The following is a 21119-nucleotide window of genomic DNA, read 5'->3' as shown; positions in this document are numbered from 1 at the left end:
CCGCCGATCGCACCGTTCCCGACGTGGCCGGGCCGGATCTGCTGGTGCTGTTCTCCGGCATCAACCCGAGCCTCTACTCGGCGGCGACCGGTCACCATTTCGCCCGTCCGGGGAACCGGTTCTGGCCGGCACTGCACGGTGCCGGTTTCACCGACCGGCTGCTGCACCCGTCCGAGCAGCATCTCCTGCCGGCGCTCGGTCTCGGCATCACCAACGTGGTCGCGCGTGCGACGGCCCGGGCCGACGAACTGTCACCCGATGAATTCGCCGAGGGCGGCATCCTCCTCGCCGAACGGGTGGGCCGCCTCCAGCCTCGCTACCTGGCGGTGCTGGGCGTGACCGCCTACCGCGCCGCGTTCGCACGGCCGAAAGCCCGGCTCGGCCCGCAGCCCGACACGATTGCCGGAGTACCGGTCTGGGTGCTGCCGAACCCGAGCGGCCTGAACGCCCACTTCCAGCTGCCCGCCCTGATCACCGAGTTCGGCGCACTCCGAGCGGCAACGATTCCCTGAACCCGGCCGCCTCACCCGAAGCCGCCGCCGATCAGCCCAGCACCCGCCCGGCGCTCAATCCACCCGGCGCTCAGCCCGCCGGCGCCCCACCCCGCCCGGCACCCCGGCCCGCCAGCGCCCGGCCCGCCAGCGCCCCACCCCGCCCGGCACCCCGGCCCGCCAGCGCCCCACCCCGCCCGGCGCCCCACCCCGCCCGGCACCCGGCCCGCCAGCGCCCGGCCCGCCCGGCACCGCAGCGCTTAGCCCGCCCGGCGCCCCGGCCTGCCAGGGCCCCACCCCGCCCGGCACCGCAGCGCCCAGCCCGCCCGATCGCGGCCTTCATCCGGCCGGGGTGATCCGTGGCGCCGCTGCGTCGGGGTCTCATCAGGGCATGAGCGGAGCGGCGGTGGCAACGGTGCTACTCGCCGTCTTCGCCTGGGGGTTGTGGTCGGCGCGGCTCGGTCGCGCCGACCTCACCGCGCCGATCCTGTTCGTCACCGTCGGGCTGCTGCTCTCCACCGGGCCGGTGCCGGATCCCGAGGCCACCCGTGAGGCGGTCCGGCTGCTGGCCGAGGTCACCCTGGTCTGGGTGCTGTTCGCCGACGCGTCCCGGGTCGGGTTGCCGGAGTTCCGGGCCGACGCGGGGCTCTACGCGCGTCTGCTCGCGATCGGGCTGCCGCTGACGATCGGGGCCGGCACGCTCGCCGCCGCGCTGCTCTTCGGTGACGCCGGCTTCTGGACGGCGCTGCTGATCGGTGCGGCCCTCGCCCCGACCGACGCGGCGCTGGGCGCGGCGGTGATGACCGACCCGTCGGTGCCGGAACGGATCCGGCGGGTGCTCAACGTGGAGAGCGGCCTCAACGACGGCATCGCCACTCCGGTGGTGACGCTCGCCATCGCCGGTGTCGCGGGCGCCGTCACCGGGCCGGGCGCGGGCGTCACCGGGCCGGGCGCGGGCGTCAGCGGGCCGGGCGCGGCCGTCGCCGGCCTGGCGATCGGGGTGGCGGCCGGAGTGACCGCCGGGCTGGTCAGCGGCTGGGCGATGCGGACGGCCCGGAACCGCGGCTGGGCGTCGGAGGACTTCGCCGGCCCGGGTGTCCTGGCACTGGCCCTGGCCGTCTACACGGGCGTCCACTGGCTGGGCGGGAACGGCTTCGTCGCCGCGTTCGTCGCCGGGATCGCCTTCGGCGCGGCGGCCGGCCGGGGCGGTACCCGGGAGGTCTTCTACGTCGAGCAGACGGCCGGTCTGGTGTCGCTGCTGACGTGGCTGGTCTTCGGTGCGGCGGCGGTACCGATCGTCATCGCGCACACCGGCTGGCAGGTCGTCGTCTACGCCCTGCTGAGCCTGACGGTGATCCGGATGCTGCCGGTGGCGCTGGCTCTCCTCGGCAGCGGGATGAACTCCCGGACGGTCTCCTTCGTCGGCTGGTTCGGTCCGCGGGGCCTGGCGTCGATCGTCTTCGCCGTGCTCGCCGCCGAGGGTCTCGGGCCGGCCGCGGACCAGGCCGTCGCGGTGATCGGGCTGACCGTGCTGTTCAGCGTCTTCGCCCACGGCCTGACCGCGAAACCACTCGCCGCCCGCTACGGCGCCACCGCGAACGGAACCACCGCGGCACCCCACCTGCCGGCCCGCGGCCTGCTGCACCGCCACCCCGCCCGGGACCCGTGACCGCGCCGAGCGCTCCGAACCGCCCGCACAGCCGACGCGAGGCCGCCAGGCAAGGACCCCGGCACGGCAAGCCAAGGACCCGGCACGGCGAACCACCGAACACAGGGCCTACACGGCAAGCCACCGAACACAGGGCCTACACGGCGAACCACCGAACACAGGGCCGACACGGCAAGCCACCGAACACAGGGCCTACACGGCGAACCACCGAATACAGGCTTGGCACGGCAAGCCACCGAAAGCCGGCCCGAGATCGACCGCCGGGGCGGCCCGAGATCAACCGCCGGGCCGGGACGGCGGTCGCGGCCCGGCGAGGTCGTCGGCCGGCCGGGGTGGCAGGATCCGCTGCTCGTGCACCGCCGTCTCCCGCCGGAAACGGTCCGCCGACGGGTGCCACGCCTCGTCGATCGGACCCATCACTCCCCCGCCGATCCCCTTGCGCCGCGCCCACCCGGCGAACCGCATCAGCAGCAGGCAGGTCACCGCGAGAACCGCGAAGGTCACCAGGTAGGCCATCAGATCACCGCCTCCGTGAACTGGGTGCGATAGAGCGACGCATACAGCCCGCCGGCGGCGACCAGATCCTCGTGCCGACCGCGCTCGACGATCCGCCCTTTCTCCAGGACCAGGATCTGGTCGGCCTCCCGGATCGTGGAGAGCCGGTGCGCGATGACCAGCGCCGTCCGCCCGCGCAGCGCCTCGGCCAGGGCACGCTGCACCGCCGCCTCGGACTCGCTGTCGAGGTGGGCGGTGGCCTCGTCGAGTATCACGATCGACGGCTGTTTGAGCAGGAGCCGGGCGATGGCGAGGCGCTGTTTCTCCCCGCCGGAGAACCGGTAACCACGCTCCCCCACCACGGTGTCGAGCCCGTCGGGCAGGGCGCGGACCAGAGCGGCGATGCGTGCCCCGGTGAGGGCCTCCCACATCTGCTCCTCGGTCGCGCCGGGCCGTGCATACCGCAGGTTGTCGGCGATGGTCTCGTGGAAGAGATGCGAGTCCTGCGTGACCACGCCGACCGTGTCCCGCAGCGACTCCAGGGTGGCGTCGCGCACGTCGACCCCGCCGATCAGCACCGAACCACCGGTCACGTCGTAGACCCGGGAGACCAGCATCGACGTGGTCGACTTGCCGGCGCCGGACGGGCCGACGAGCGCGACCATCTGCCCCGGCTCGACGGTGAAGTCGAGCCCGGTGAGGACCTCCTCCTGCTCGGTCCGGTCGAGCGAGGTGACGTCCTCCAGCGAGGCGAGCGACACCTGGTCGGCACTCGGGTAGCGGAACCGCACGTCACGGAACTCGATCCGCCCGGACCCGGGTGGGACCGGGACCGCATCGGGTCTCTCCTCGATGCCCGGCCGCAGGTCGAGCACCTCGAAGACCCGGTCGAACGAGACCAGTGCGCTCATCACGTCGACCCGCACGTTGCTGAGGGCGGTGAGCGGGCCGTAGAGCCGGGTCAGCAGCAGGGCCAGCGTGACGACGGTGCCGGCCGACACGGTGCCGCGGACCGCGAGCCAGCCGCCCAGCCCGTAGGTCAGCGCCTGCGCCAGCGAGGCGACCAGGAGCATCGCGACGAAGAACGTCCGCGAATACATCGCCTGCTGAACGCCGATGTCGCGGACGCGGGCGGCCCGGTCGCCGAAGCGGGCCGCCTCCACGTCGGGCCGGCCGAAGAGTTTGACCAGCAGGGCTCCGGAGACGTTGAACCGCTCGGTCATCGTCGCGTTCATCTTGGCGTCCAGGTCGTACGACTCGCGGGTGATCTCGGCGAGCCGCTTGCCGACCCGTCGCGCGGGCACGATGAACACCGGAAGGAGAAGTAACGACAGGGCGGTGATCGGCCAGGACAGGGTGAACATCACGCCGGCGGTGAGCACCAGCTGGATGACGTTGCTGACCACCCCGGAGAGGGTCGACGTGAACGCCCGCTGCGCGCCGAGGACGTCGTTGTTGAGCCGGCTGACCAGTGCGCCGGTCTGGGTGCGCGCGAAGAACTGCAGCGGCATCCGCTGGACGTGGTCGAACACGCGGGTCCGCAGGTCGAGGATGATGCCCTCGCCGATGCGAGCCGAATACCACCTCTGGGCGAGCGACAGCAGCGCGTCGGCGACCGCCAGCCCGGCGATGATCAGCGCCAGGCGGATCACCGTGCCGGCCGCGCCGGACCCGCCGCCGGTGATCGCGTTGATCACGTCGCCGGCCAGCAGCGGTGTGGCGACCCCGATGCCCGCGGCCACCATGACGGTCAGCAGGAAGACGGAGATGTCCCGCCTGTACGGCACGGCGAATCGCACGATCCGCCGGGCGGTGCCCTTGCGCACCTGATGCCGGTTGACGCGGTCCGCGCTCTGGATGGAGCGCAGCACACTCCAGCTCGTGGACATGTCTCACCTCCCGGGCGTCGTTCGACGGGCAGCACACAGTCTGCCTCGTGGGTACGACAATCCCGGGAGGTGATCTACTCCCCGGAGCCCAGCAATTCGCTGAGACGCCGCGTCTGGGCCTCCCGTTCGGCCCGGTCCTGCTCCGCATACGACCGCAGGGGCGCACCCGCCAGCAGGCCTTTGATCTCGGCGACCGCTCCCCGGTCCGCCGCCAGCACCGCGGCGGCCAGGTCGGACACGGTCGCGTCCAGGTCGGCGCGGGAGACGACGTTCGTCGCCAGGCCGATCCGGTCCGCTTCGTCGGCCGCGATCCGCCGGCCGGTGACGCAGATCTCCAACGCCCGGGAAGGGCCGACCAGCTCGGTGAGCCGCTTCGTACCGCCCAGATCGGGAACCAGTCCGAGGGTGACCTCGGCCATGGAGAACCGCGCGTCGTCGGCGAGCACCCGCATGTCGCAGTTCAGTGCCAACTGGAAGCCGGCACCGATCGCGTGTCCTTGCACTGCTGCAATCGTCACAATGGACGGACTGCGCAGCCAGGTGAACGCGGTCTGGAACCCGGCAATCCGATCGGCACACTCGGCCGCGGACAACTGTGCCAGCCGGGACAGTGAAGAATCGCCGTCACCGCGGGCCACCGACAGATCCAGGCCCGCGGAAAACGCACGTCCCTCGGCTCGGACAATGACGACCCGGACGTCCCCCGGCAATTTCCGGGAAATGTTGCCGAGCTCCGTCCACATCGCCGGGGTCTGAGCATTGAGAACGTCGGGCCGGCACAACGTCACCGTCGCGACCGACCCGTCCTGTTCGTAACGAACGCCGACCTCGTCGGTGGTGGATGCGGCGTTCCCGGCGGTCACGCCTTCTTGCGGCGGCGGGCGCCACCACGCTGGCGCAACTGAACGCCAGACTCGGTGAGCACGCGGTGCACGAATCCGTAGGAACGGCCGGTGGAGGCGGCAAGCGCGCGGATGCTCTCGCCGCCGGTGTAGCGCTTCACCAGGTCCTTGGCGAGCGACTGCCGCTCGCTACCGACGATTCGACGACCCTTCTCAGTACTGGTAGCTGTGCCAGTGGCTGCCATCTTGAATCCTCACGTCGCAGACAGTGCGGTCAGATACGGTCCCACCTATTACACCGTCTCGGACGATCATGCGCCAGGTATCTAGCCCCCGTGAACGTGCCCATTTATTACTGTCAGGAACTTGACGGTTACCACGGGCATCAATGTCAGACAGTTTGGCGACCGCCTCTCGACGCTCATTTCCACCTCTCGGGGCGGTCGCCCAAGACCATCGATCACCTGCGAAAACACTGGATCGAGGGAGCCCCCTCGATCGCTCCGGAGAGTGCTGTGATCGCTCCGTGGCGTGACACTCGACCTTGCCACGGACCGCCCGGCGACTGCCCGACCTGTCGGCATACGCCCGAACATCGCACTGTCTGTGTGGGCACCAGTTGACAACTGAGGATCGACGTTGATCGGACCTCAGGCCAGCTCGACGAGCTCCAGGAGGTCGTCGCTCCAGGCGTCCTCGTCGCCGTCGGGCAGCAGGATCGCCCGGTCCGGCTTGAGTGCCTGCACGCAGCCGGCATCGTGGGTGACCAGCACGATCGCGCCCGGGTAGTTGGCGATGGCGTCGAGCACCTGCTCGCGGCTGACCGGGTCGAGGTTGTTCGTCGGCTCGTCCAGCAGCAGCACGTTGGCGCCCGAGCAGACCAGGGTGGCCAGGGCCAGACGCGTCTTCTCGCCACCGGAGAGCACCCCGGCCGGCTTGTCCACGTCGTCACCGGAGAAGAGGAACGCGCCCAGGATCTTCCGCAGCTCGGTGTCGGTCTGCTCGGAGCCGGCGCTGCGCATGTGCTCCAGGATCGTCCGGTCCACGTCGAGGGTCTCGTGCTCCTGGGCGTAGTAGCCCAGCCGCAGCCCGTGCCCGGCACGCACCTCGCCGGTGTCCGGCTCGAGCAGGCCGCCCAGCATCCGCAGCAGGGTGGTCTTGCCGGCGCCGTTCAGCCCGAGGATCGCCACGCGTGAACCGCGGTCCACCGCGACACTGACGTCGGTGAAGATCTCGAGTGACCCGTACGACTTGGAAAGGCCTGTCGCCGTGAGAGGCGTCTTGCCGCACGCCGCCGGGCTCGGGAATCGGACCTTGGCCACCTTGTCGGAGGTCCGGACCTCTTCGAGGCCGCCGAGCAGTTTCTCGGCGCGGCGTGCCATGTTCTGGGCGGCGACCGTCTTGGTGGCCTTGGCGCGCATCTTGTCGGCCTGCGCCATCAGGGCGCCGGCCTTCTTCTCGGCATTGGCCCGCTCGCGGCGGCGGCGACGCTCGTCGGTCTCGCGGGCTTCGAGGTACGTCTTCCAGCCCATGTTGTACATGTCGACGACCGAGCGGTTGGCGTCGAGATACCACACCTTGTTGACCGCGGCGTCGAGCAGCTCGACGTCGTGGCTGATCACGATGAGGCCGCCCTTGTGCTGCGCCATGTAGCCGCGCAGCCAGGCGATCGAGTCCTGGTCGAGGTGGTTGGTCGGCTCGTCGAGCAGCAGGATGCCCTTGCCGTTCTGCCCGGAGTTGGCGAACAGGATGCGGGCCAGCTCGATGCGGCGGCGCTGACCACCGGAGAGGGTGCCGATCGTCTGGGCCAGGGCACGCTCGGGCAGGCCCAGGTTGGCACAGATCCGGGCGGCCTCGGCCTCCGCGCCGTACCCGCCCAGCGCGGAGAACTGGTCCTCCAGCTGGCCGTACCGCCGGACCAGTTTCTCCTCGGAACTCTCCTCGAGCTGGATCTCGAGCTTCTGCATCTCGGCGAGAATGGTGTCCAGGCCGCGGGCGGACAGCACGCGGTCGCGGCCGGTCACGTTCAGGTCGCCGGTCCGCGGGTCCTGTGGCAGGTAACCGATCTCGCTGGTCCGCTCGACCTGTCCCGCATACGGGATGCCCTCGCCCGCGAGGACCTTGAGCGTGGTGGTCTTGCCCGCGCCGTTGCGGCCGACCAGGCCGATCCGGTCGCCGGGCTGCACCCGCAGGGTGGTCGGGGAGATGAGGATGCGCGCGCCGGCGCGGAGTTCCAGTCCGGTGGCGGTGATCATGAGGTTTCTCGCTCTCGGTGAGACGGCTGACTCAGGGCGCAGAAAAGCGCCGGCCATCGGATCGACGGTCGGCGCCGGGGCAGGTCAGCCTTCGCAGAGCAGCACCCGTACATCTTACCGGGCGCCCACGGACACCTCCCACCCGATTAATTCACAAGATCATCGGGTACTCGCCCGGCAACCGTGCTGAAGGCTGGTCTTCGCCCGGGCAACCGTGCTGAAGGTGGGACGACATGGAACTCAACGAACGCGCCGACATCGACCCCGGCTCGATCGAGGACGTCCGCGGATCGGGCGGCGGAGGCGGATTCGGCGGCCTCCCGATCGGGGGCGGCGGGCTCGCCGGGATCGTGGTGACCCTGGCCATCGCCCTGATCGGCGGATACTTCGGGATCAACACGCTGGGCGGTGGCGAGCCCAGCGCGCCCAGCGGGAACTCGACCGAGAAATGCGCCAGCGAGCAGGAGCGGACCAAGCTGCTGGAGTGCCGCAACGGCCTCTATGTCACGTCGATCCAGCGCTACTGGCAGCAGGCGCTGCCGGCGTCGTTCGGCGAGCAGTACAAGGCGGCCTCCACCCGCATCTTCTCCAACCGGGTCAGCACCGGCTGCGGCGCCGCCGACTCCGGCGTCGGACCGTTCTACTGCCCCGCCGACGACAAGGTCTACATCGACCTGACCTTCTACCAGGTGCTCTCCAAGGAACTCGGCGCGCCCGGCGAGTTCGCCCAGCCCTACGTGCTGGCCCACGAGTACGGCCACCACGTCCAGGACCTGCTCGGCACCGAGGCGGACATGCGCCGCCGCCAGGAACGCGATCCCGGCAACGCCAATCAGGAGTCGGTGAAGCTGGAACTGCAGGCCGACTGCTACGCCGGCGCGTGGGCACACTCCGCGGCGAACACCGTCGACAAGGACGGCGACAAGATCTTCACGAGCCTCACCGACGCCGACATCCAGGAGGGAATCCAGACCGCCGGACAGATCGGCGACGACACCCTCCAGCAGCGCGGCGGCGGCGAGATCAACCCGGACGGTTTCACCCATGGCACGTCCGAGCAGCGTCAGCGCTGGTTCCGGGTCGGCTGGGAGTCCGGTGACCCGAAGAAGTGCGACACGTTCAGCGCGACCAGCCTCTAAGGCTCCCTGATCAGGATCGGCACGGCGCGGGCCGCGGCCACCGCGGACACCAGGACCGCATGCCGCGGCTCGGGCACGTCCAGCAATCTTCCGGTACGCAACGCGGCCACCGGCGCCAGCTGAGGCGCCGACAGGATCCCGTCCACAGCGGAACGGTCACCGCCTGCCACCAGGGCCGCGAGTGACCGTACCTCCGGAAGAAGAATGCGGCCGACGATGCCCGCGCCGTCCGCGGAGGCCGCTTTCGCCTGGTTGTCGCGGCGGCGCGCGAAGCGCTGCTGCGACCAGCCGCCCGCCGCCGTGCGCCCCTGCACATAATGGGTGTCCACCTTGGAGGCGACCAGCTCACCGCCGTCGGCGATACCGACGGCGACCGCGCCCTTGCGCGCCAGCAGCAACCCCAGCCTCCGCGGCGCCCGCGCCGCGGAGATCAACTCGGTCAGGGCCGAGACCGGCTCGACTCCCGGTGGCTCATGCAGCGTCGCCGACGCACCGTCCGCGGCGATCACCGTCAAGCCGTCCTCGGCGTACGGTCCATGGCGCGCCCGGAAATTCTCCAACCATCGGGGCAGTCGCTCCGGGGCGACATCCACCCACTTCCCACCGCCGGCGGCCGCGCGTTCCCCCACGCCACCACCCTACTTTTGTCGGACCCCGGTGGCAGGATGCGGGGCATGAGCGACCTCGCGGCAGTTCTCACCGACCGGCTGGCCGGCGCGTTCGAGCAGGCCCGCGACCCGGAGCGGGCCGTCGGCATGGCCGCCTACATGCGCGATCAGTTCCCGTTCCTCGGCCTGACCAGCGCGGTCCGGCGGGCCCAGGCGCGCGTCGCCCTGGCCGGTCTGCCACGACCGGGCGAGGGCGAGTTGTCCGACATCGCCCGGGCCTGCTGGAGTCGTGACGAGCGTGAGTTCCAGCAGTTCGCCTGTGACTATCTGACCGCCCACATCACGGTCCCCGGCCCGGCGTTCCTCGACACCGCCGCCGAGCTGATCACCACGAAATCCTGGTGGGACACGGTGGATCCGCTGGCCACCCATGTGGTCGCCGGCCTGGTCCGCCGGCATCCGGCCCTGACCGCGCGGATGGACGAGTGGTCCGCCGCGCCGGACATGTGGCTGATCCGCACCGCGATCCTGCACCAGCTGCACTATCGCGAGGCGACCGACACCGAGCGACTGTTCGGTTACTGTGCGGCCCAGGCCGGCCACCGCGACTTCTTCGTCCGCAAGGCGATCGGGTGGGCGCTGCGCCATCACGCCCGCACCGACCCGGAGGCGGTCCGCGCGTTCCTGGTCACCCACGCCGACCGGCTGTCCCCGCTGTCGATCCGGGAGGCCGCCAAACATCTCTGACCCGGCCGTGCCGAGCCGCGGGTGATCAGGTGATCAGGAGGCTCACGGCCAAGGACGCGATCACGGCGCTGGAGACCAGGGTGGTGATCAGGCGGCCTCGGTCGCTGGTGAGCACCCGGCCGATCAGGGAACCACCTCCGGCGATCAACAACTGCCAGCTCGCCGAGGCGAGGAACGCGCCGGTCACGAACCAGACACCGCCGCCTGCGCCGCCGCTGCCCAGCACCAGAGCCGCGAAATAGATCACGGTGGCCGGGTTGAGCAGCGTCAGAGCGAGAACACCGGTGTACGCCCGGAGCGCCGTCGCCGGCCGTCCATCCCGCACCGCGCTTGACCGTCCACCCCCTGCCGCCGCCGGACGTTCCCCTGCCGCCGCCAGCCGTTTCTCCCGTGCCGTTCCCGGCCGTTGCTCCCGCGCCGCCTCCGGCTGTTGCTCCCGCGCCGCCTCCGGCTGTTGCTCCCGCGCCGCCTCCGGCTGTTGCTCCCGCGCCGCCTCCGGCTGTTGCTCCCGCGCCGCCTTCTGCCGTTTTTCCCGCGCTGCCTTCTGCCGTTTTTCCCGCGCTGCCTTCTGCTGTTTTTCCCGCGCCGTGACAACGGGTCGGCGGACGGCGCCCCACGTGGTCCAGCCGGCGATCACCAGCAGTGCCACGGCGCCGAGCCAGCGCAATGGTGTCTCCACCGGCGCGATGATCCCGGCCACGGCCGCGCCCCCGACGACCGCGACGAGCGCGTAGATGCCGTCAGCAGTGGCCGCGCCCATACCGGCGGCCGCGCCGATCCGCAGTGAGGTCCGTGCGCTGAGCCCGGCGATCAGCACACCGATGGCGCCCACCGGCACAGCGATGCCGTAGCCGGCCACCACGCCGGCCAGAAACGCCCCGCTCATGACAGTTGCCGAAGACCCGCCGTTCGGTAGGCGGCCGTCTGCTGTCGCACGGCCCGAACGGCCACGACGACAGGGACGGCGAGGTACGGCTTCGACTCGGTCACGCCGTCATCCTGTTCCCCGGTGCACCACTGGGCCAGCGATTTTCCGCGGCGCCCGGCCCACGTCCCACGCCCAGGGATCCGCCCCCGTCAGATCCGTCTTCGACTTTCGTCCAGAAGATGGTGGTCGGCGGTAGGGGGTTGGGGGCGGCGGAAGGTGGCTGGGGGTCGACGGTAGGTGGTTGGGGGTCGACGGTAGGTGGTTGGGGGGCGGCGGAAGGTGGCTGGGGATCGAAGGTAGGTGGCTGGGCGCCGACGGTAGGTGGCTGGGGGTCGGCGATGGGTGGCTGGGGCCGGCGGTGGGGGAAGTTGATCACGGGAGGTTCGGGAGTGGTTTCTGAGCGTGACCGGGAGGCGGTCGGGTCGGTAGGGTCGGATCATGGTCGCTGAGCTGATTCTGGTCCGGCACGGGCAGAGCCTGGCCAATGTCGCCTTCCCCGCCGCCGACGCCGAAGGCCTGATGGAGGCGGTCGTCAGCGGCCGCGACGCCGAGGTTCCCCTGACGCCGACCGGTGAGGAGCAGGCCGCGGCTCTGGGGCGCTGGCTGGCGGCACTCCCGGAGGATCGCCGGCCACAGGTGGCGATCACGTCGCCATACCTGCGGGCCCGCGAGACCTGGCGGATCGCCGCGCGGGGGCTCGGCTTCCCGGCGCCGGCGACCGACGACCGGCTCGTCGACCGGCTGATGGGTGAGCTGGAGCTGATGACGCGGGCGGCGGTGGCGGCGCGGTTCCCGGGTGAGGCGGCGCGGCGGGCGCAGGCGGGCGAGTTCGAGTATGCGCCGCCCGGTGGCGAGTCGTTCGCGGACATCGCGGTCCGGCTGAAGTCCTTTCTGGACGATCTGCACGCCGAGCACCCCGGGGAGCGGGTGATCGTGGTCGCGCATGACGCCGTGGTGCTGATGATGCGGGCCGTCATCGAGCAGTTGAGCTGGGATGAGGTGATCGCCGTGGAGGAGGCGTCGGGAAATGTGCGCAACGCCTCGGTCACCCGGTTCGACGGCACGTCGGGGCAGCTCACGCTGGATCGATACAACGTGATCGACCATCTACCGCCCGCGTGACACGCGTCAAGACATCGATGAGCGTCTTGCTTTGGGTCGCCGGGAAAAATAGGTTCGGACAGTGTCTGCCCGCCCGCCCGTCACGGTGAACCGTCAGCTGGGCGCTCTTCTCACCGCCGAGGCGCTCTCCATGCTCGGCAGCCGGATCACCTTCGTGGCCGTACCGTGGCTGGTTCTCACCACGCAGGATTCGGCGCTGCTCGCCGGACTGGCCGGTCTCGCCGAGATGCTGCCGTATGTGCTCGCCGGACTGATCGGTGGCCCGATCGTGGACCGGGTCGGGCCACGCCCGACGGCGGTGGCCGCGGACACCGCGAGTGTGCTGGCGGTGGCCGGCATCCCGGTGCTCGCCTACTGCGAGGGGGTGTCGCTCGGCGCGCTGCTGCTGTTGATCGCCCTGGCCGGCGCGCTGCGCGGGTTCGGTGACGCGGCGAAACGCGCGCTGCTGCCGCGGACGATCGCGGCGGCGGGGCTCACCACCGAGCGCGGCACCGCGATGTACGACGGCGTCTGCCGCGCCTCGACGCTGGTCGGGCTGCCGCTGGCCGGGGTGCTGATCGCCGCGTTCGGCCCGGCGGCGGTCCTGCTGTTCGACGCGCTCTCGTTCGCGGCGAGCGCGGTCATCATCGTGTTGCTGGTGCGGGTCGGCTACGCGGACGCGGCGGCTGTCGCCGAGTCCGAGCAGCAGGGGTACGCGGACGCCCTGCGCGACGGTTTCCGATGGGTACGTTCCGACCGGCTGATCCTCGGCATCATGTCGATGTTGTTCGCCACCAACATGTTCGACCAGGCGTTCGCGACCGTGTTCGTACCGGTGTGGGTGCGCGAGGGCCCGCACGGTCCCGCCGCGCTCGGGGTGATCGGCACCGCCTTCGGTCTCGGCGCGGTGGCCGGCAACATCCTGTACACGGTGGTCGCCCCGCGGCTGCCGAGACGGCTGACGTTCGGTGTCTGTTTCTTCGTCGGCGGCCCGGCCCAGCTGCTGGCCCTGGCATTGGCCGATCGGGTATGGACGGTGCTGGTGACGGCGGCCGTCGCGGGCGCGCTGATGTCGACGGTCAACCCGATCCTGATGGCCGAGGTGTACCGCCGGATCCCGACGCGTCTGCACGGCCGGGTGATCAGTGTGCTGATCGCCGTCTCCTGGGCGGGCATCCCGTTCGGCGGTGTGGTCGGCGGCTGGGCCACCGACCGGCTGGGTCTGGAGACGGCCGCCCTGGTCGCCGCGGTCGGCTATCTGGCGGTGACGGTCGCCCCGTTCCTCTTCCCGGCCTGGCGGGAACTCGACGCGCACCCGAGGTCGGAGGCGAAAGCGGCGATGGTCACTGTCTGAGCGGGGAAACCGGATGTCCCGCCCGGCCCGGGAGGATTACGGTCACCGTGATGACTCTTGACTTCGACGCGACCGGCGATGGCCCGGCCGTCCTTCTGCTGCATTCGACCGTCTGCGACCGCCGGATGTGGGATCCACAGGTCACCGCACTGGCCGGGGCCGGTCACCGCGTCGTCCGGGTGGACCTCGTCGGCCACGGTGGCACCCCCGTGCCGGCCGGGAGGTTCGACGAGGCCGCGGAGATCGGCGCCCTGCTCGACGGTCTGGGTGTGGACCGCCTCGCGGTGGTCGGCGCGTCCGGTGGTGGCCGGGTGGCGCTGGAGTTCGCCTCCCGCTGGCCGGAGCGGGTGACGGCGCTCGCGCTGCTGGCGACCGCGTTGCGGGGGCACCCGGCCGGCCCCGAGCTGGAGGCCTTCGACGAGCGGGAGGAGGCGCTGCTCGAGGCCGGTGACGTGGCCGGTGCCGTCGACCTCAACGTGGATCTCTGGCTGGGCCCGGAGGCGGACGACGCGACCCGCGAGCGGGTGCGGGTGATGCAGCGGCACGCGTTCGACGTGCAGCTCGCCGCCGAGGACGTGCCCTATGAGCCGGTCCGCACCGAGCCCGACCCGGGCGTGATCGCCGCGCCGACGCTGCTGGTGACCGGCGCCCACGACGTGCCGGATTTCCGGGAGATCGCCCTGCACCTGGCCGGCCTGCTGCCGCGGGCCCGTCACCTGGAGCTCGACTGGGCCGGTCACCTGCCCAGCCTGGAGCGGCCGGAGGAGATCAACGCGCTGCTGCGGGACTTCCTCGCCGGATAGCGGCGACGGTCGCGGCGAACCGGACGAACCCTTCCGGATCGGGATCGTCCGGGGCGGGCTGCAGGACCACGGTGTCCGCGCCCGCCTCGGCCCACCGGCTGACCTGTTCGGCCACCTCGTCGGCGTCCCCGGTCACGGCCCGGTCCTCGATCGTCGGGTACTCCCAGCGGACCCGTTCGGCCTCCAGCCGCCCGGCCGAGCCGGGGCCGGTCGCCGTGTGCAGGTAGACGACGAGAGGGCTGTCGCCGATCACGGCGCGTGCCGCCCGTACATCATCGGGGGTGTTGCCCGCACTGATGATGACGCCGTCGCCGATCTCGCCGGCCATCCGCAGCGTCTTCGGGCCGGAGGCGCCGACCAGGACGGGCGCCGCCGCCGTCGGCGGCCAGTCCAGGGCGACGCCGTCGAGTGTCACGTAACGCCCGTCGACGGTGACCCGCTCGCCGCCGAGCAGCGACCGCAGGGCGGTGACGTGCTCGCGGAGCAGGGTCATCGGTGACGCGACGCGGGCGCCGACCTGGCCCATCCAGTCCTGCACGCCGTGGCCGACGCCGATGCGGGCACGCCCCGGGAAGAGCCGGTGCACGGTGGCGAACTCCATCGCGGCGATCGCCACGTTGCGCAGCGGCACCGGGAGCAGCCCGACCCCGACCCGCAGCCGGTCACTCCAGGCGAGCGCCGCCGTCATGGTGGCGACGCCGCTGGTCAGGAAGCAGTCCTCCCACAGCCAGAGCTCTTCGAGCCCGGACTCGTCAGCGGTCTCGACGACGGCGCGCAGACGTTCCGGCGGCAACTGCGGCAGAGCGATGGCTCCCAGTACGGTCACGCCGCACCTCCCCGGGCATGCCCTCCGGGCCCTCGCCTGCGACGTCGGCCAGCAGGTCCCGGTAGGTGCCGCTCGGTGCAGTCGGTCATGCCGCCACTCTCTCCTCGTCGGTGATCCGCCCGTACAGCTGATCCGGTGACAGGTTCGCGTACCAGGGTGTGACCGGGCGGCGCTCGTACCGTTCCATGCCTACCAGGAATGCCAGCACATATCCCGCGCTCAGGCTGAGGAAGGCGGCCGACCACGCGGCGATGACCACGTGCTCGCCCTGGATCAGCCGGGTCACCGCGAAGCCGAGCGCCGACACCTCGGCCAGCGCGAACCCCCGGTAGGCCCACTTCAGCCGGGCGTCGGTGCCGCGCCGTGCCCGCTTGTCGGTCACGCCGAACTGCCGTTCCCCGAAGATGGCGGCGGGCAGCGCGGCGAGCATCGGCAACGTGTCGGCGACGGCGAACGCCTCACTGTGCAGCAGGTGGTAGTGCCCGCGACCGAACCGGACCACGGTCCAGATCGAGAAGACCGTGAAACCGAGGAAGGCGAAACCATAGAGGGAGTACGGCCCCCGCACCGGCGCCACACCGGTGGTCAGTGCCGCGATCGGAACCAGCAGATAGAGCAGCCGGTTGAGGCCCTGGAAGTGCGCGACCATCGCGCTCAGGTAGTTGAGCCGCTGCCGCCACGTGAGTCCACGCACGACGAACGGCGAGTCGGGGTGCCGCAGCAGCAGGTGCAGGCTGCCGATCGCCCAGCGCCGCCGGGTCCCGTAGTACTGCCGCAGGTTGTTGACCTCCAGGCCGTAGGCGAGCGGCTCCTCCAGGTAGACCGACTTCCACCCGCGGGCGTGCAGCCGCAGCGACGTGTGGATGTCCTCGGTGGACGTGTCCTCGGCGAACCCGCCGGCCTGATCCAGCGCGGCCCGCCGCAGCATCGCCGACGTGCCGGTGTAGATGGCGCTGTTCGTGCTGTTCTTCGTCGGTTGCACCCCGCCGTAGAACATCTCCTGCTCGTGCCAGCCGCCGTCGCGTCCGTGCCGGCGGCGGAAGGTGAACGACTCGGTGTTGTAGAACGACTGCGGCGACTGGACGACGGCCACCTCCGGGTCGTCGAAGTAGCCGAGGGTCCGCTCGATGAACGCGGGCAACGGGATGTGGTCGGCGTCGAGCGTGACCACGAACTCGGCGTCGGTCACCCCGAGGCCGTGGTTGAGGTTGCCGGCCTTGGCGCCCGCACTGGTGGCCCGGGGCAGGTAGCGGGCACCGAGCCGGTCGGCCATCGCCCGCACCTCGGGGCGGCTGCCGTCGTCGAGGACGATCACGTCGCGGACACCGCGGACCCGCAGCGCGCCGATCACCGTGGGTTCGAGCACGGGGGCCGGCTCGTTGACGGTGGGGATCAGGATGTCGACGGTCCGGGTGATCGGCCCGGGCACCGTCCGGGGCCGCGGCCGGGTCCGCCGGCGCAACGAGATCACGAAGATCGTGGTGGTGACGACCGCGAACATCTCGGCGGCCCAGGCGGCCGGCCCGTACCAGACCGACCAGTTGACGACCGCGGTCCGCCAGACGGCGAAGACCGGGGCCAGGGTCAGGAAGACGGCGAAGAGGATCGGCAGATGCGGCGGGTCACGGTCGGTGACCTGCTCAACGTGGTACGGAGACACGCGCGGTCCTTTCCAGTTCGAGGTGCACCAGCAGGAGGTGGAGTGCGGGCCCCGCCGCGAGCACGCCGGAGCCCAGTGCGGTGACGGTCGCGCCCGCCTCGGCGGCGATCAGCGCACCGGCCGCCCAGTCCCAGGGGGCCAGTTCGTCCTCGTAGTAGGCGTCGCACCGGCCGGCGGCGAGCCAGCACAACTCCAGGGCGGCGCTGCCGTGACTGCGGATGTCGCGGATCCGGGGCAGCAGTCCGGCGAGGGTCTCCGCCTGCCGGGCCCGTGCCTGCGACCGATAGGCGAAACCGGTCGCGACGAGGGCGCGGTCGAGGGGCACCGGGTCGTTGACGCGGATCGGGACGTCGTTGAGCCGGGCGCCCCGGCCACGGACCGCGGTGAAGGTCTCGGAGCGGGACGGGTCGTGGACGACCCCGACGACGGCCCGCCAGGATCCGTCGGGGCGCTGTTCCTCGGCCGCCACACTGACTGTGACGTGCGGTGACCCGTACAGCAGATTGGTCGTGCCGTCGACCGGATCCACCACCCACCGGAAGCCGGACGTCCCGGCCCGCACCGTGCCCTCCTCCCCGAGAAGGCCGTCGTGCGGCCGTGAGGCCGCCAGCGAGGCGGTGACCGCCGCCTCGCTCGCGAGATCGGTTTCGGTCACCGGATCGGTGGCGCTGGACTTGTGCCCGGCGGCCTGGACGGTACCGGCGGCCCGGATCACCCGCCCGCCGTCGCGTGCCGCGGTGACCGCGGCGTCGAGGAGCTCGTCGACCGGGGTCATCATGCGCTCACCCGGCGCACCTCGGCCAGGACGCGCTCGCGATAGGGCTCGGGCAGGGCGCCGACGGGTTCGAGCACGATGCTCCGGTCGACGCTGCCGTCCTCGAACGGCAGGGCCAGTCCCACCAGGGGCAGCACCTCGACCTCGGTGGCGGTCGCCGGCAGCACCGTGCCGGACCCGGGCGGCACACCGACGACCAGGTGGGCCCGGCCGTCGACCCGGCCGTGCACGACGGTGAGCCCGCCCGCCGCGCGGTGGAGATCGCGATAGCGCTCGTTGGCCTCGAAGTCACCGAACGCGCACGCCAGCTCGACGTCGAGACCGGGCCATTTACGGAGGAAATAGCGGTAGTTGGGGACCTCGGTCCGCCGGTTGGCGGCGACACTGCGCAGGTGGGGCAGGTGCACGCCGAAGAAGTCGCGGCCCATCACGATCGGTGTCCCGCCGCGGGCCACCCGGTACGCCCACTCGAGATCCTCCACCCCGTAGCCGTGGAAGCCGGTGTCGAACTCCACGGCCAGGTCGCGGGGCAGCGCGATCAGCGCGGTCCACGCGAACGACCAGGGGATCACGTGATCGGCGGTCATCCGGGGGTCCTGCCCGGCGGTCCCGGTGGCTTCCAGATCGGCGAGGATCTTGCGATAGTGCTCGTACGGCTGCACGTCGACGCTGGTCACATCACCGGTGTTGTTGTCGTAGTCGATCATCTGGCCGACCACGCAGACCCGCTGGCCGTAGGCGAAGTGCCGGTCCCACAGGTCCTCCAGGCCGCGCGCCGGCAGGGCCATGTCCACGTCCATGAGCACCACGACGTCACCGGTGGCCTGCCGTAACGCCAGGTTGCGGGCGTACCCCACCTGCCAGGGCCGCGCCGAGGTCACCGTGACGATGTCCAGGCGGCCGGCGAACTCCCGGCACACCGCGGCATACTCCCCGGTGTCGTCGAGCACGCCGAGCACCACCTCGAAGTCACCGGCCGGCAGCGTCTGATCGGCGAGCGCGGACAGCGCGAGACGCAGGTTGCCGGCCCTGTCCCGGTAAGGAATGACGACGCTGATCCGCGGCTCACTCATCGCCGGCGCCGGGCGCGATGAGGACCTTGCAGCTGGCCTGCTCGGCCGGGCCGAACCGGCGTGCGTCGACGTCGCAGCCCAGCGCCGCGAACCCGGTCCGGAACTCCTCCAGCGGCACCACGTGGCTGACCAGCCGCTCGGCCGGGACACGACCGGTGGTGATCAGGTGGAACGCCTCGTCGAAGGAGCCGTGCAGCGAGTCGATCGAGCCGATCACCGACAGGCTGCGATCGGCGAGCAGCATGGTGTCGATCGACGCGACCTTCTCCTTGAGGCCGATCGACATGTACGTCCCGCCGGGCGCGATCCGCGGGAAGAGGTCCTCCAGCAGTGCCGAGGTGGTGTCGACGACGATGTCGATGGGCGCGTCGGGGTCGTTGAAGTACTTGGTGCGGGCCTCCTCCAGGGAGGCGTAGGCAGCCGTGCCGTCGGGCAGCCGGTCCCGGGCGAACTCCAGCCGTGCCGCCGAGTGCTCGATCAGCACCGGGGTCAGGCCCTGGAGCGACAGCACCCAGGTGTAGAGCAGACCGAGCGGCCCGGCGCCGAAGACATACGTACACGCACTCAGCGACGGCGGCCGCAGCTTGCGGACACCGGCGACCACGCAGCTCAGCGGCTCGGTGAGGGCGGCCGCCCGCAGCGACACGTCGTCCGGCACGCGGTGAACGAACGCCGAGGTGGTGCGGTACCTCCCGGCATACGCCCCGTCGTAGCTGACGCCGCTCTCGGTGCCGTGCTTGCCGACGCAGTGGTTGATCCGCTGGGTCCGGCACATCCGGCAGCGGCCGCAGTAGGGCGTCGGGTTGATGACGACCCGGTCCCCCACGGCGACCGATGTGACGGCCGGGCCGGTCTCGGCGATCACACCGCTCGCCTCGTGGCCGAGGGTGACACCGGGAACCGCGACCGGGTACGAGCCGGAGACGATGCCCAGGTCGGTGCCGCAGACACCGCAGTACCTGATGTCGACGACCACGTCGTCGTCGCCGATGACGTGCAGATCGGGGACCTCGCTGAGCTCGACGTCCCAGGGGCCCCGGTACTTGAGCGCTTTCACGGCCGCGTGGCCTCCCTCTGATAGGACCGCAGGGTCTCGTGCAGGCGGGCGAGCAGGTCGTCGACCTGCTCGGTGGTGATGATCAGCGGCGGCCTGACCTTGACGGTCCGGCCGAAGCCGTAGCGGCTGCCGCGCAGGATGAGGCCGTGCCGCCGGCCCAGCGCGATGAACTGCGCGACGTCGACGCTGGTGGGCAGGTCGAACGCCTGCATCAGGCCGACGCCGCGGACCCCGGTCATCTCGCGGAAGGTCCGGGACAGGGCGAGCAGGCCGCGGTGCAGCCGGTCGCCGGTGACCCGCACGTCGTCGAGGACCCGGTGCCGGCGGATGAACCGGACCGTCTCCTCCAGTGCGACCAGGGCGAGTGGGTTGGCGCCGGAGGTGCTGGAGTGCTCCCACGGCTCGAGGACGTCCAACTCGGGCCGCATCAGCACACCCGCGACCGGGATGCCGACGCCTCCGGCGCCCTTGGCGAAGGTGATGACGTCGGGGCGCAGCGCCTCCGCATAGCCGGTGGAGGCGAAGAACGATCCGGTACGCCCGAAGCCGGTCTGCACCTCGTCGGCGATGATCAGGACGCCCAGCCGGTCGCAGGTCTCGCGGAGCACGCCGAACCACTCCGCGGGCGGGACGATGTTGCCGCCGTTACCCATGATCGGCTCGACCACGAGCGCCGCCACCCGGCCGCTCGACGCATACTCCACGAAGTCCTCCAGCCGTCGCGCGCAGAGCATCGCGCAGCTGCCCGGGACCTGGCCGTAGAAACAGTTCGCACAGTCCGGCCCGGGGATCTTGACCGAGTGCGGGAACGGCAACGAGAAACTGCGCTGCCGGAAGGCGTTGCCGGACACTCCGGTCGTGCCGACGGTCTGACCGTGGTGCGACAGGAACAGCGAGACGATGTCGGACCGGCCGGTCGCCTTCTGCGCGATCCGGATCGCCGCCTCGTTGGCGCCGGAGCCGGTGATGTCACGGAACCAGAAGGCACCGATGTGCGGCGGCAGATCCTCCCGCATCAGCGCGAAGATCTCCGCCGACCGGGTGCGGGTGAAGTCGGAGGAGAGGTGTGCCGTCCGGTCGAGCTGGCGGTGCAGAGCCTCGATGATCTCGGGCGCCGAATAGCCGAGCGAGACGTTGAAGGTCCCGGACGCGCAGTCGATGAATCGCTCGCCGCGGACGTGCAGGTAGATCCCGTCCCCGACATGATCGGGCAGACCGGTGACCGGCCTGGAGACGATGCTCGAACTCATTTCTCGCCTTTCCGCGTCGCATTGCGTGGGCTGCGATCCACAGTGGTCAATCGCAGCGATACGCGTCAAGGCCTGAACCGGTTAAGTTCATCCCTCCAAGCCATCGAGCTGCTGATACAAGTAAATGTGCCGCTCGTCACCACTAATTAGAAAAGAC

The 21119-nt window shown here is 71.1% G+C and carries 20 protein-coding genes; 7 read left to right on the top strand and 13 right to left on the bottom strand.

What is annotated here, in order from left to right; genetic code table 11:
• Positions 1-512 (top strand): G/U mismatch-specific DNA glycosylase (gene mug, locus ACFO0C_RS05505; RefSeq protein WP_378065405.1); only part of this gene is annotated, 512 nt, incomplete at its 5' end.
• A gap of 370 nt (positions 513-882) precedes the next feature.
• Positions 883-2160, top strand: a complete 1278-nt coding sequence (locus ACFO0C_RS05500) for a cation:proton antiporter (RefSeq protein ID WP_378065404.1) — start codon at positions 883-885, stop codon at positions 2158-2160.
• Positions 2161-2436: 276 nt separating this feature from the next.
• On the opposite strand, the gene ACFO0C_RS05495 is transcribed toward ACFO0C_RS05500, so the two are convergent.
• The 5 genes from ACFO0C_RS05495 to ACFO0C_RS05475 form a co-directional block, all read right to left on the bottom strand.
• A complete protein-coding gene (locus tag ACFO0C_RS05495; RefSeq protein ID WP_378065403.1) occupies positions 2437-2676 on the bottom strand; it encodes a hypothetical protein in 240 nt (79 codons plus the stop codon).
• The gene (locus ACFO0C_RS05490; RefSeq protein ID WP_378065402.1) at positions 2676-4544 is read right to left on the bottom strand and encodes an ABC transporter ATP-binding protein; all 1869 of its coding nucleotides are present in this window, start codon (positions 4542-4544) and stop codon (positions 2676-2678) included. Before ACFO0C_RS05490 ends, ACFO0C_RS05495 begins: the two co-directional genes overlap by 1 nt.
• A 74-nt stretch (positions 4545-4618) precedes the next feature.
• Complete coding sequence (locus ACFO0C_RS05485; RefSeq protein ID WP_378065401.1) at positions 4619-5407, bottom strand: enoyl-CoA hydratase/isomerase family protein; 789 nt, start codon at positions 5405-5407, stop codon at positions 4619-4621.
• Complete coding sequence (locus ACFO0C_RS05480; RefSeq protein WP_020510159.1) at positions 5404-5631, bottom strand: helix-turn-helix domain-containing protein; 228 nt, start codon at positions 5629-5631, stop codon at positions 5404-5406. The genes ACFO0C_RS05485 and ACFO0C_RS05480 overlap by 4 nt, the downstream gene beginning before the upstream one ends.
• Positions 5632-6036: 405 nt before the next feature.
• On the bottom strand, positions 6037-7641 hold the full coding sequence (locus ACFO0C_RS05475; protein ID WP_378065400.1) for an ABC-F family ATP-binding cassette domain-containing protein: 1605 nt from the start codon (positions 7639-7641) through the stop codon (positions 6037-6039).
• Positions 7642-7874: 233 nt separating this feature from the next.
• On the opposite strand from ACFO0C_RS05475, the gene ypfJ reads away from it, so the two are divergent.
• Positions 7875-8780: a KPN_02809 family neutral zinc metallopeptidase gene (gene ypfJ, locus ACFO0C_RS05470; RefSeq protein ID WP_378065399.1), complete on the top strand. Its 906-nt coding sequence runs from the start codon at positions 7875-7877 to the stop codon at positions 8778-8780.
• Here ypfJ and ACFO0C_RS05465 read toward each other — a convergent pair.
• On the bottom strand, positions 8777-9409 hold the full coding sequence (locus ACFO0C_RS05465) for an acVLRF1 family peptidyl-tRNA hydrolase (RefSeq protein WP_378065398.1): 633 nt from the start codon (positions 9407-9409) through the stop codon (positions 8777-8779). The genes ypfJ and ACFO0C_RS05465 overlap by 4 nt on opposite strands.
• Positions 9410-9454: 45 nt before the next feature.
• Here ACFO0C_RS05465 and ACFO0C_RS05460 point away from each other — a divergent pair, with 45 nt between their 5' ends.
• Positions 9455-10135 (top strand): DNA alkylation repair protein, encoded by a 681-nt coding sequence (locus ACFO0C_RS05460; protein WP_378065397.1) that lies wholly within the window; start codon positions 9455-9457, stop codon positions 10133-10135.
• A 25-nt stretch (positions 10136-10160) separates the two neighbouring features.
• Here ACFO0C_RS05460 and ACFO0C_RS05455 read toward each other — a convergent pair whose 3' ends face one another.
• The gene (locus ACFO0C_RS05455; RefSeq protein WP_378065396.1) at positions 10161-11021 is read right to left on the bottom strand and encodes a LysE family transporter; all 861 of its coding nucleotides are present in this window, start codon (positions 11019-11021) and stop codon (positions 10161-10163) included.
• 480 nt (positions 11022-11501) lie between these two features.
• Here ACFO0C_RS05455 and ACFO0C_RS05450 point away from each other — a divergent pair, with 480 nt between their 5' ends.
• The 3 genes from ACFO0C_RS05450 to ACFO0C_RS05440 all read left to right on the top strand — a co-directional run bounded on the left by ACFO0C_RS05450 (position 11502) and on the right by ACFO0C_RS05440 (position 14321).
• Complete coding sequence (locus tag ACFO0C_RS05450; RefSeq protein WP_378065395.1) at positions 11502-12185, top strand: histidine phosphatase family protein; 684 nt, start codon at positions 11502-11504, stop codon at positions 12183-12185.
• Positions 12186-12246: 61 nt separating this feature from the next.
• The gene (locus tag ACFO0C_RS05445) at positions 12247-13518 is read left to right on the top strand and encodes an MFS transporter (protein ID WP_378065394.1); all 1272 of its coding nucleotides are present in this window, start codon (positions 12247-12249) and stop codon (positions 13516-13518) included.
• A 50-nt stretch (positions 13519-13568) separates the two neighbouring features.
• Positions 13569-14321, top strand: a complete 753-nt coding sequence (locus ACFO0C_RS05440; protein WP_378065393.1) for an alpha/beta fold hydrolase — start codon at positions 13569-13571, stop codon at positions 14319-14321.
• On the opposite strand, the gene ACFO0C_RS05435 is transcribed toward ACFO0C_RS05440, so the two are convergent.
• The 6 genes from ACFO0C_RS05435 to ACFO0C_RS05410 all read right to left on the bottom strand — a co-directional run bounded on the left by ACFO0C_RS05435 (position 14287) and on the right by ACFO0C_RS05410 (position 20962).
• Entirely contained in the window at positions 14287-15147 is an 861-nt protein-coding gene (locus ACFO0C_RS05435; protein WP_378065392.1) for an LLM class flavin-dependent oxidoreductase, read from the bottom strand. The two genes, ACFO0C_RS05440 and ACFO0C_RS05435, sit on opposite strands and share 35 nt — an antisense overlap.
• Before the next feature lie 85 nt (positions 15148-15232).
• A complete protein-coding gene (locus ACFO0C_RS05430; RefSeq protein ID WP_378065391.1) occupies positions 15233-16807 on the bottom strand; it encodes a glycosyltransferase family 2 protein in 1575 nt (524 codons plus the stop codon).
• Positions 16788-17585 (bottom strand): inositol monophosphatase family protein, encoded by a 798-nt coding sequence (locus ACFO0C_RS05425; RefSeq protein WP_378065390.1) that lies wholly within the window; start codon positions 17583-17585, stop codon positions 16788-16790. Before ACFO0C_RS05425 ends, ACFO0C_RS05430 begins: the two co-directional genes overlap by 20 nt.
• On the bottom strand, positions 17582-18655 hold the full coding sequence (locus ACFO0C_RS05420) for a glycosyltransferase (RefSeq protein WP_378065389.1): 1074 nt from the start codon (positions 18653-18655) through the stop codon (positions 17582-17584). Before ACFO0C_RS05420 ends, ACFO0C_RS05425 begins: the two co-directional genes overlap by 4 nt.
• Positions 18648-19712, bottom strand: coding sequence for a zinc-dependent alcohol dehydrogenase (locus ACFO0C_RS05415; RefSeq protein WP_378065388.1), 1065 nt, complete (start codon positions 19710-19712; stop codon positions 18648-18650). The genes ACFO0C_RS05420 and ACFO0C_RS05415 overlap by 8 nt, the downstream gene beginning before the upstream one ends.
• Entirely contained in the window at positions 19709-20962 is a 1254-nt protein-coding gene (locus ACFO0C_RS05410; protein ID WP_378065387.1) for an aspartate aminotransferase family protein, read from the bottom strand. The genes ACFO0C_RS05415 and ACFO0C_RS05410 overlap by 4 nt, the downstream gene beginning before the upstream one ends.
• Between the last annotated feature and the right edge of the window lie 157 nt (positions 20963-21119).

It is taken from the genome of Actinoplanes subglobosus (assembly GCF_042650585.1).
Taxonomy (GTDB): Bacteria; Actinomycetota; Actinomycetes; order Mycobacteriales; family Micromonosporaceae; genus Actinoplanes; species Actinoplanes subglobosus.
The sequence above is the reverse complement of the archived record's forward strand: the minus strand, read 5'-3'. Positions and strand labels throughout refer to the sequence as shown.

Bases quoted from the DNA above. Each gene is read 5' to 3' on its own strand.
- ACFO0C_RS05500 (WP_378065404.1), top strand. From the start codon at position 883: ATGAGCGGAGCGGCGGTGGCAACGGTGCTACTCGCCGTCTTCGCCTGG.
- ACFO0C_RS05495 (WP_378065403.1), bottom strand. From the start codon at position 2,676: ATGGCCTACCTGGTGACCTTCGCGGTTCTCGCGGTGACCTGCCTGCTG.
- ACFO0C_RS05490 (WP_378065402.1), bottom strand. From the start codon at position 4,544: ATGTCCACGAGCTGGAGTGTGCTGCGCTCCATCCAGAGCGCGGACCGC.
- ACFO0C_RS05480 (WP_020510159.1), bottom strand. From the start codon at position 5,631: ATGGCAGCCACTGGCACAGCTACCAGTACTGAGAAGGGTCGTCGAATC.
- ACFO0C_RS05475 (WP_378065400.1), bottom strand. From the start codon at position 7,641: ATGATCACCGCCACCGGACTGGAACTCCGCGCCGGCGCGCGCATCCTC.
- ypfJ (WP_378065399.1), top strand. From the start codon at position 7,875: ATGGAACTCAACGAACGCGCCGACATCGACCCCGGCTCGATCGAGGAC.
- ACFO0C_RS05460 (WP_378065397.1), top strand. From the start codon at position 9,455: ATGAGCGACCTCGCGGCAGTTCTCACCGACCGGCTGGCCGGCGCGTTC.
- ACFO0C_RS05455 (WP_378065396.1), bottom strand. From the start codon at position 11,021: ATGAGCGGGGCGTTTCTGGCCGGCGTGGTGGCCGGCTACGGCATCGCT.
- ACFO0C_RS05450 (WP_378065395.1), top strand. From the start codon at position 11,502: ATGGTCGCTGAGCTGATTCTGGTCCGGCACGGGCAGAGCCTGGCCAAT.
- ACFO0C_RS05440 (WP_378065393.1), top strand. From the start codon at position 13,569: ATGACTCTTGACTTCGACGCGACCGGCGATGGCCCGGCCGTCCTTCTG.
- ACFO0C_RS05425 (WP_378065390.1), bottom strand. From the start codon at position 17,585: ATGATGACCCCGGTCGACGAGCTCCTCGACGCCGCGGTCACCGCGGCA.
- ACFO0C_RS05420 (WP_378065389.1), bottom strand. From the start codon at position 18,655: ATGAGTGAGCCGCGGATCAGCGTCGTCATTCCTTACCGGGACAGGGCC.
- ACFO0C_RS05410 (WP_378065387.1), bottom strand. From the start codon at position 20,962: ATGAGTTCGAGCATCGTCTCCAGGCCGGTCACCGGTCTGCCCGATCAT.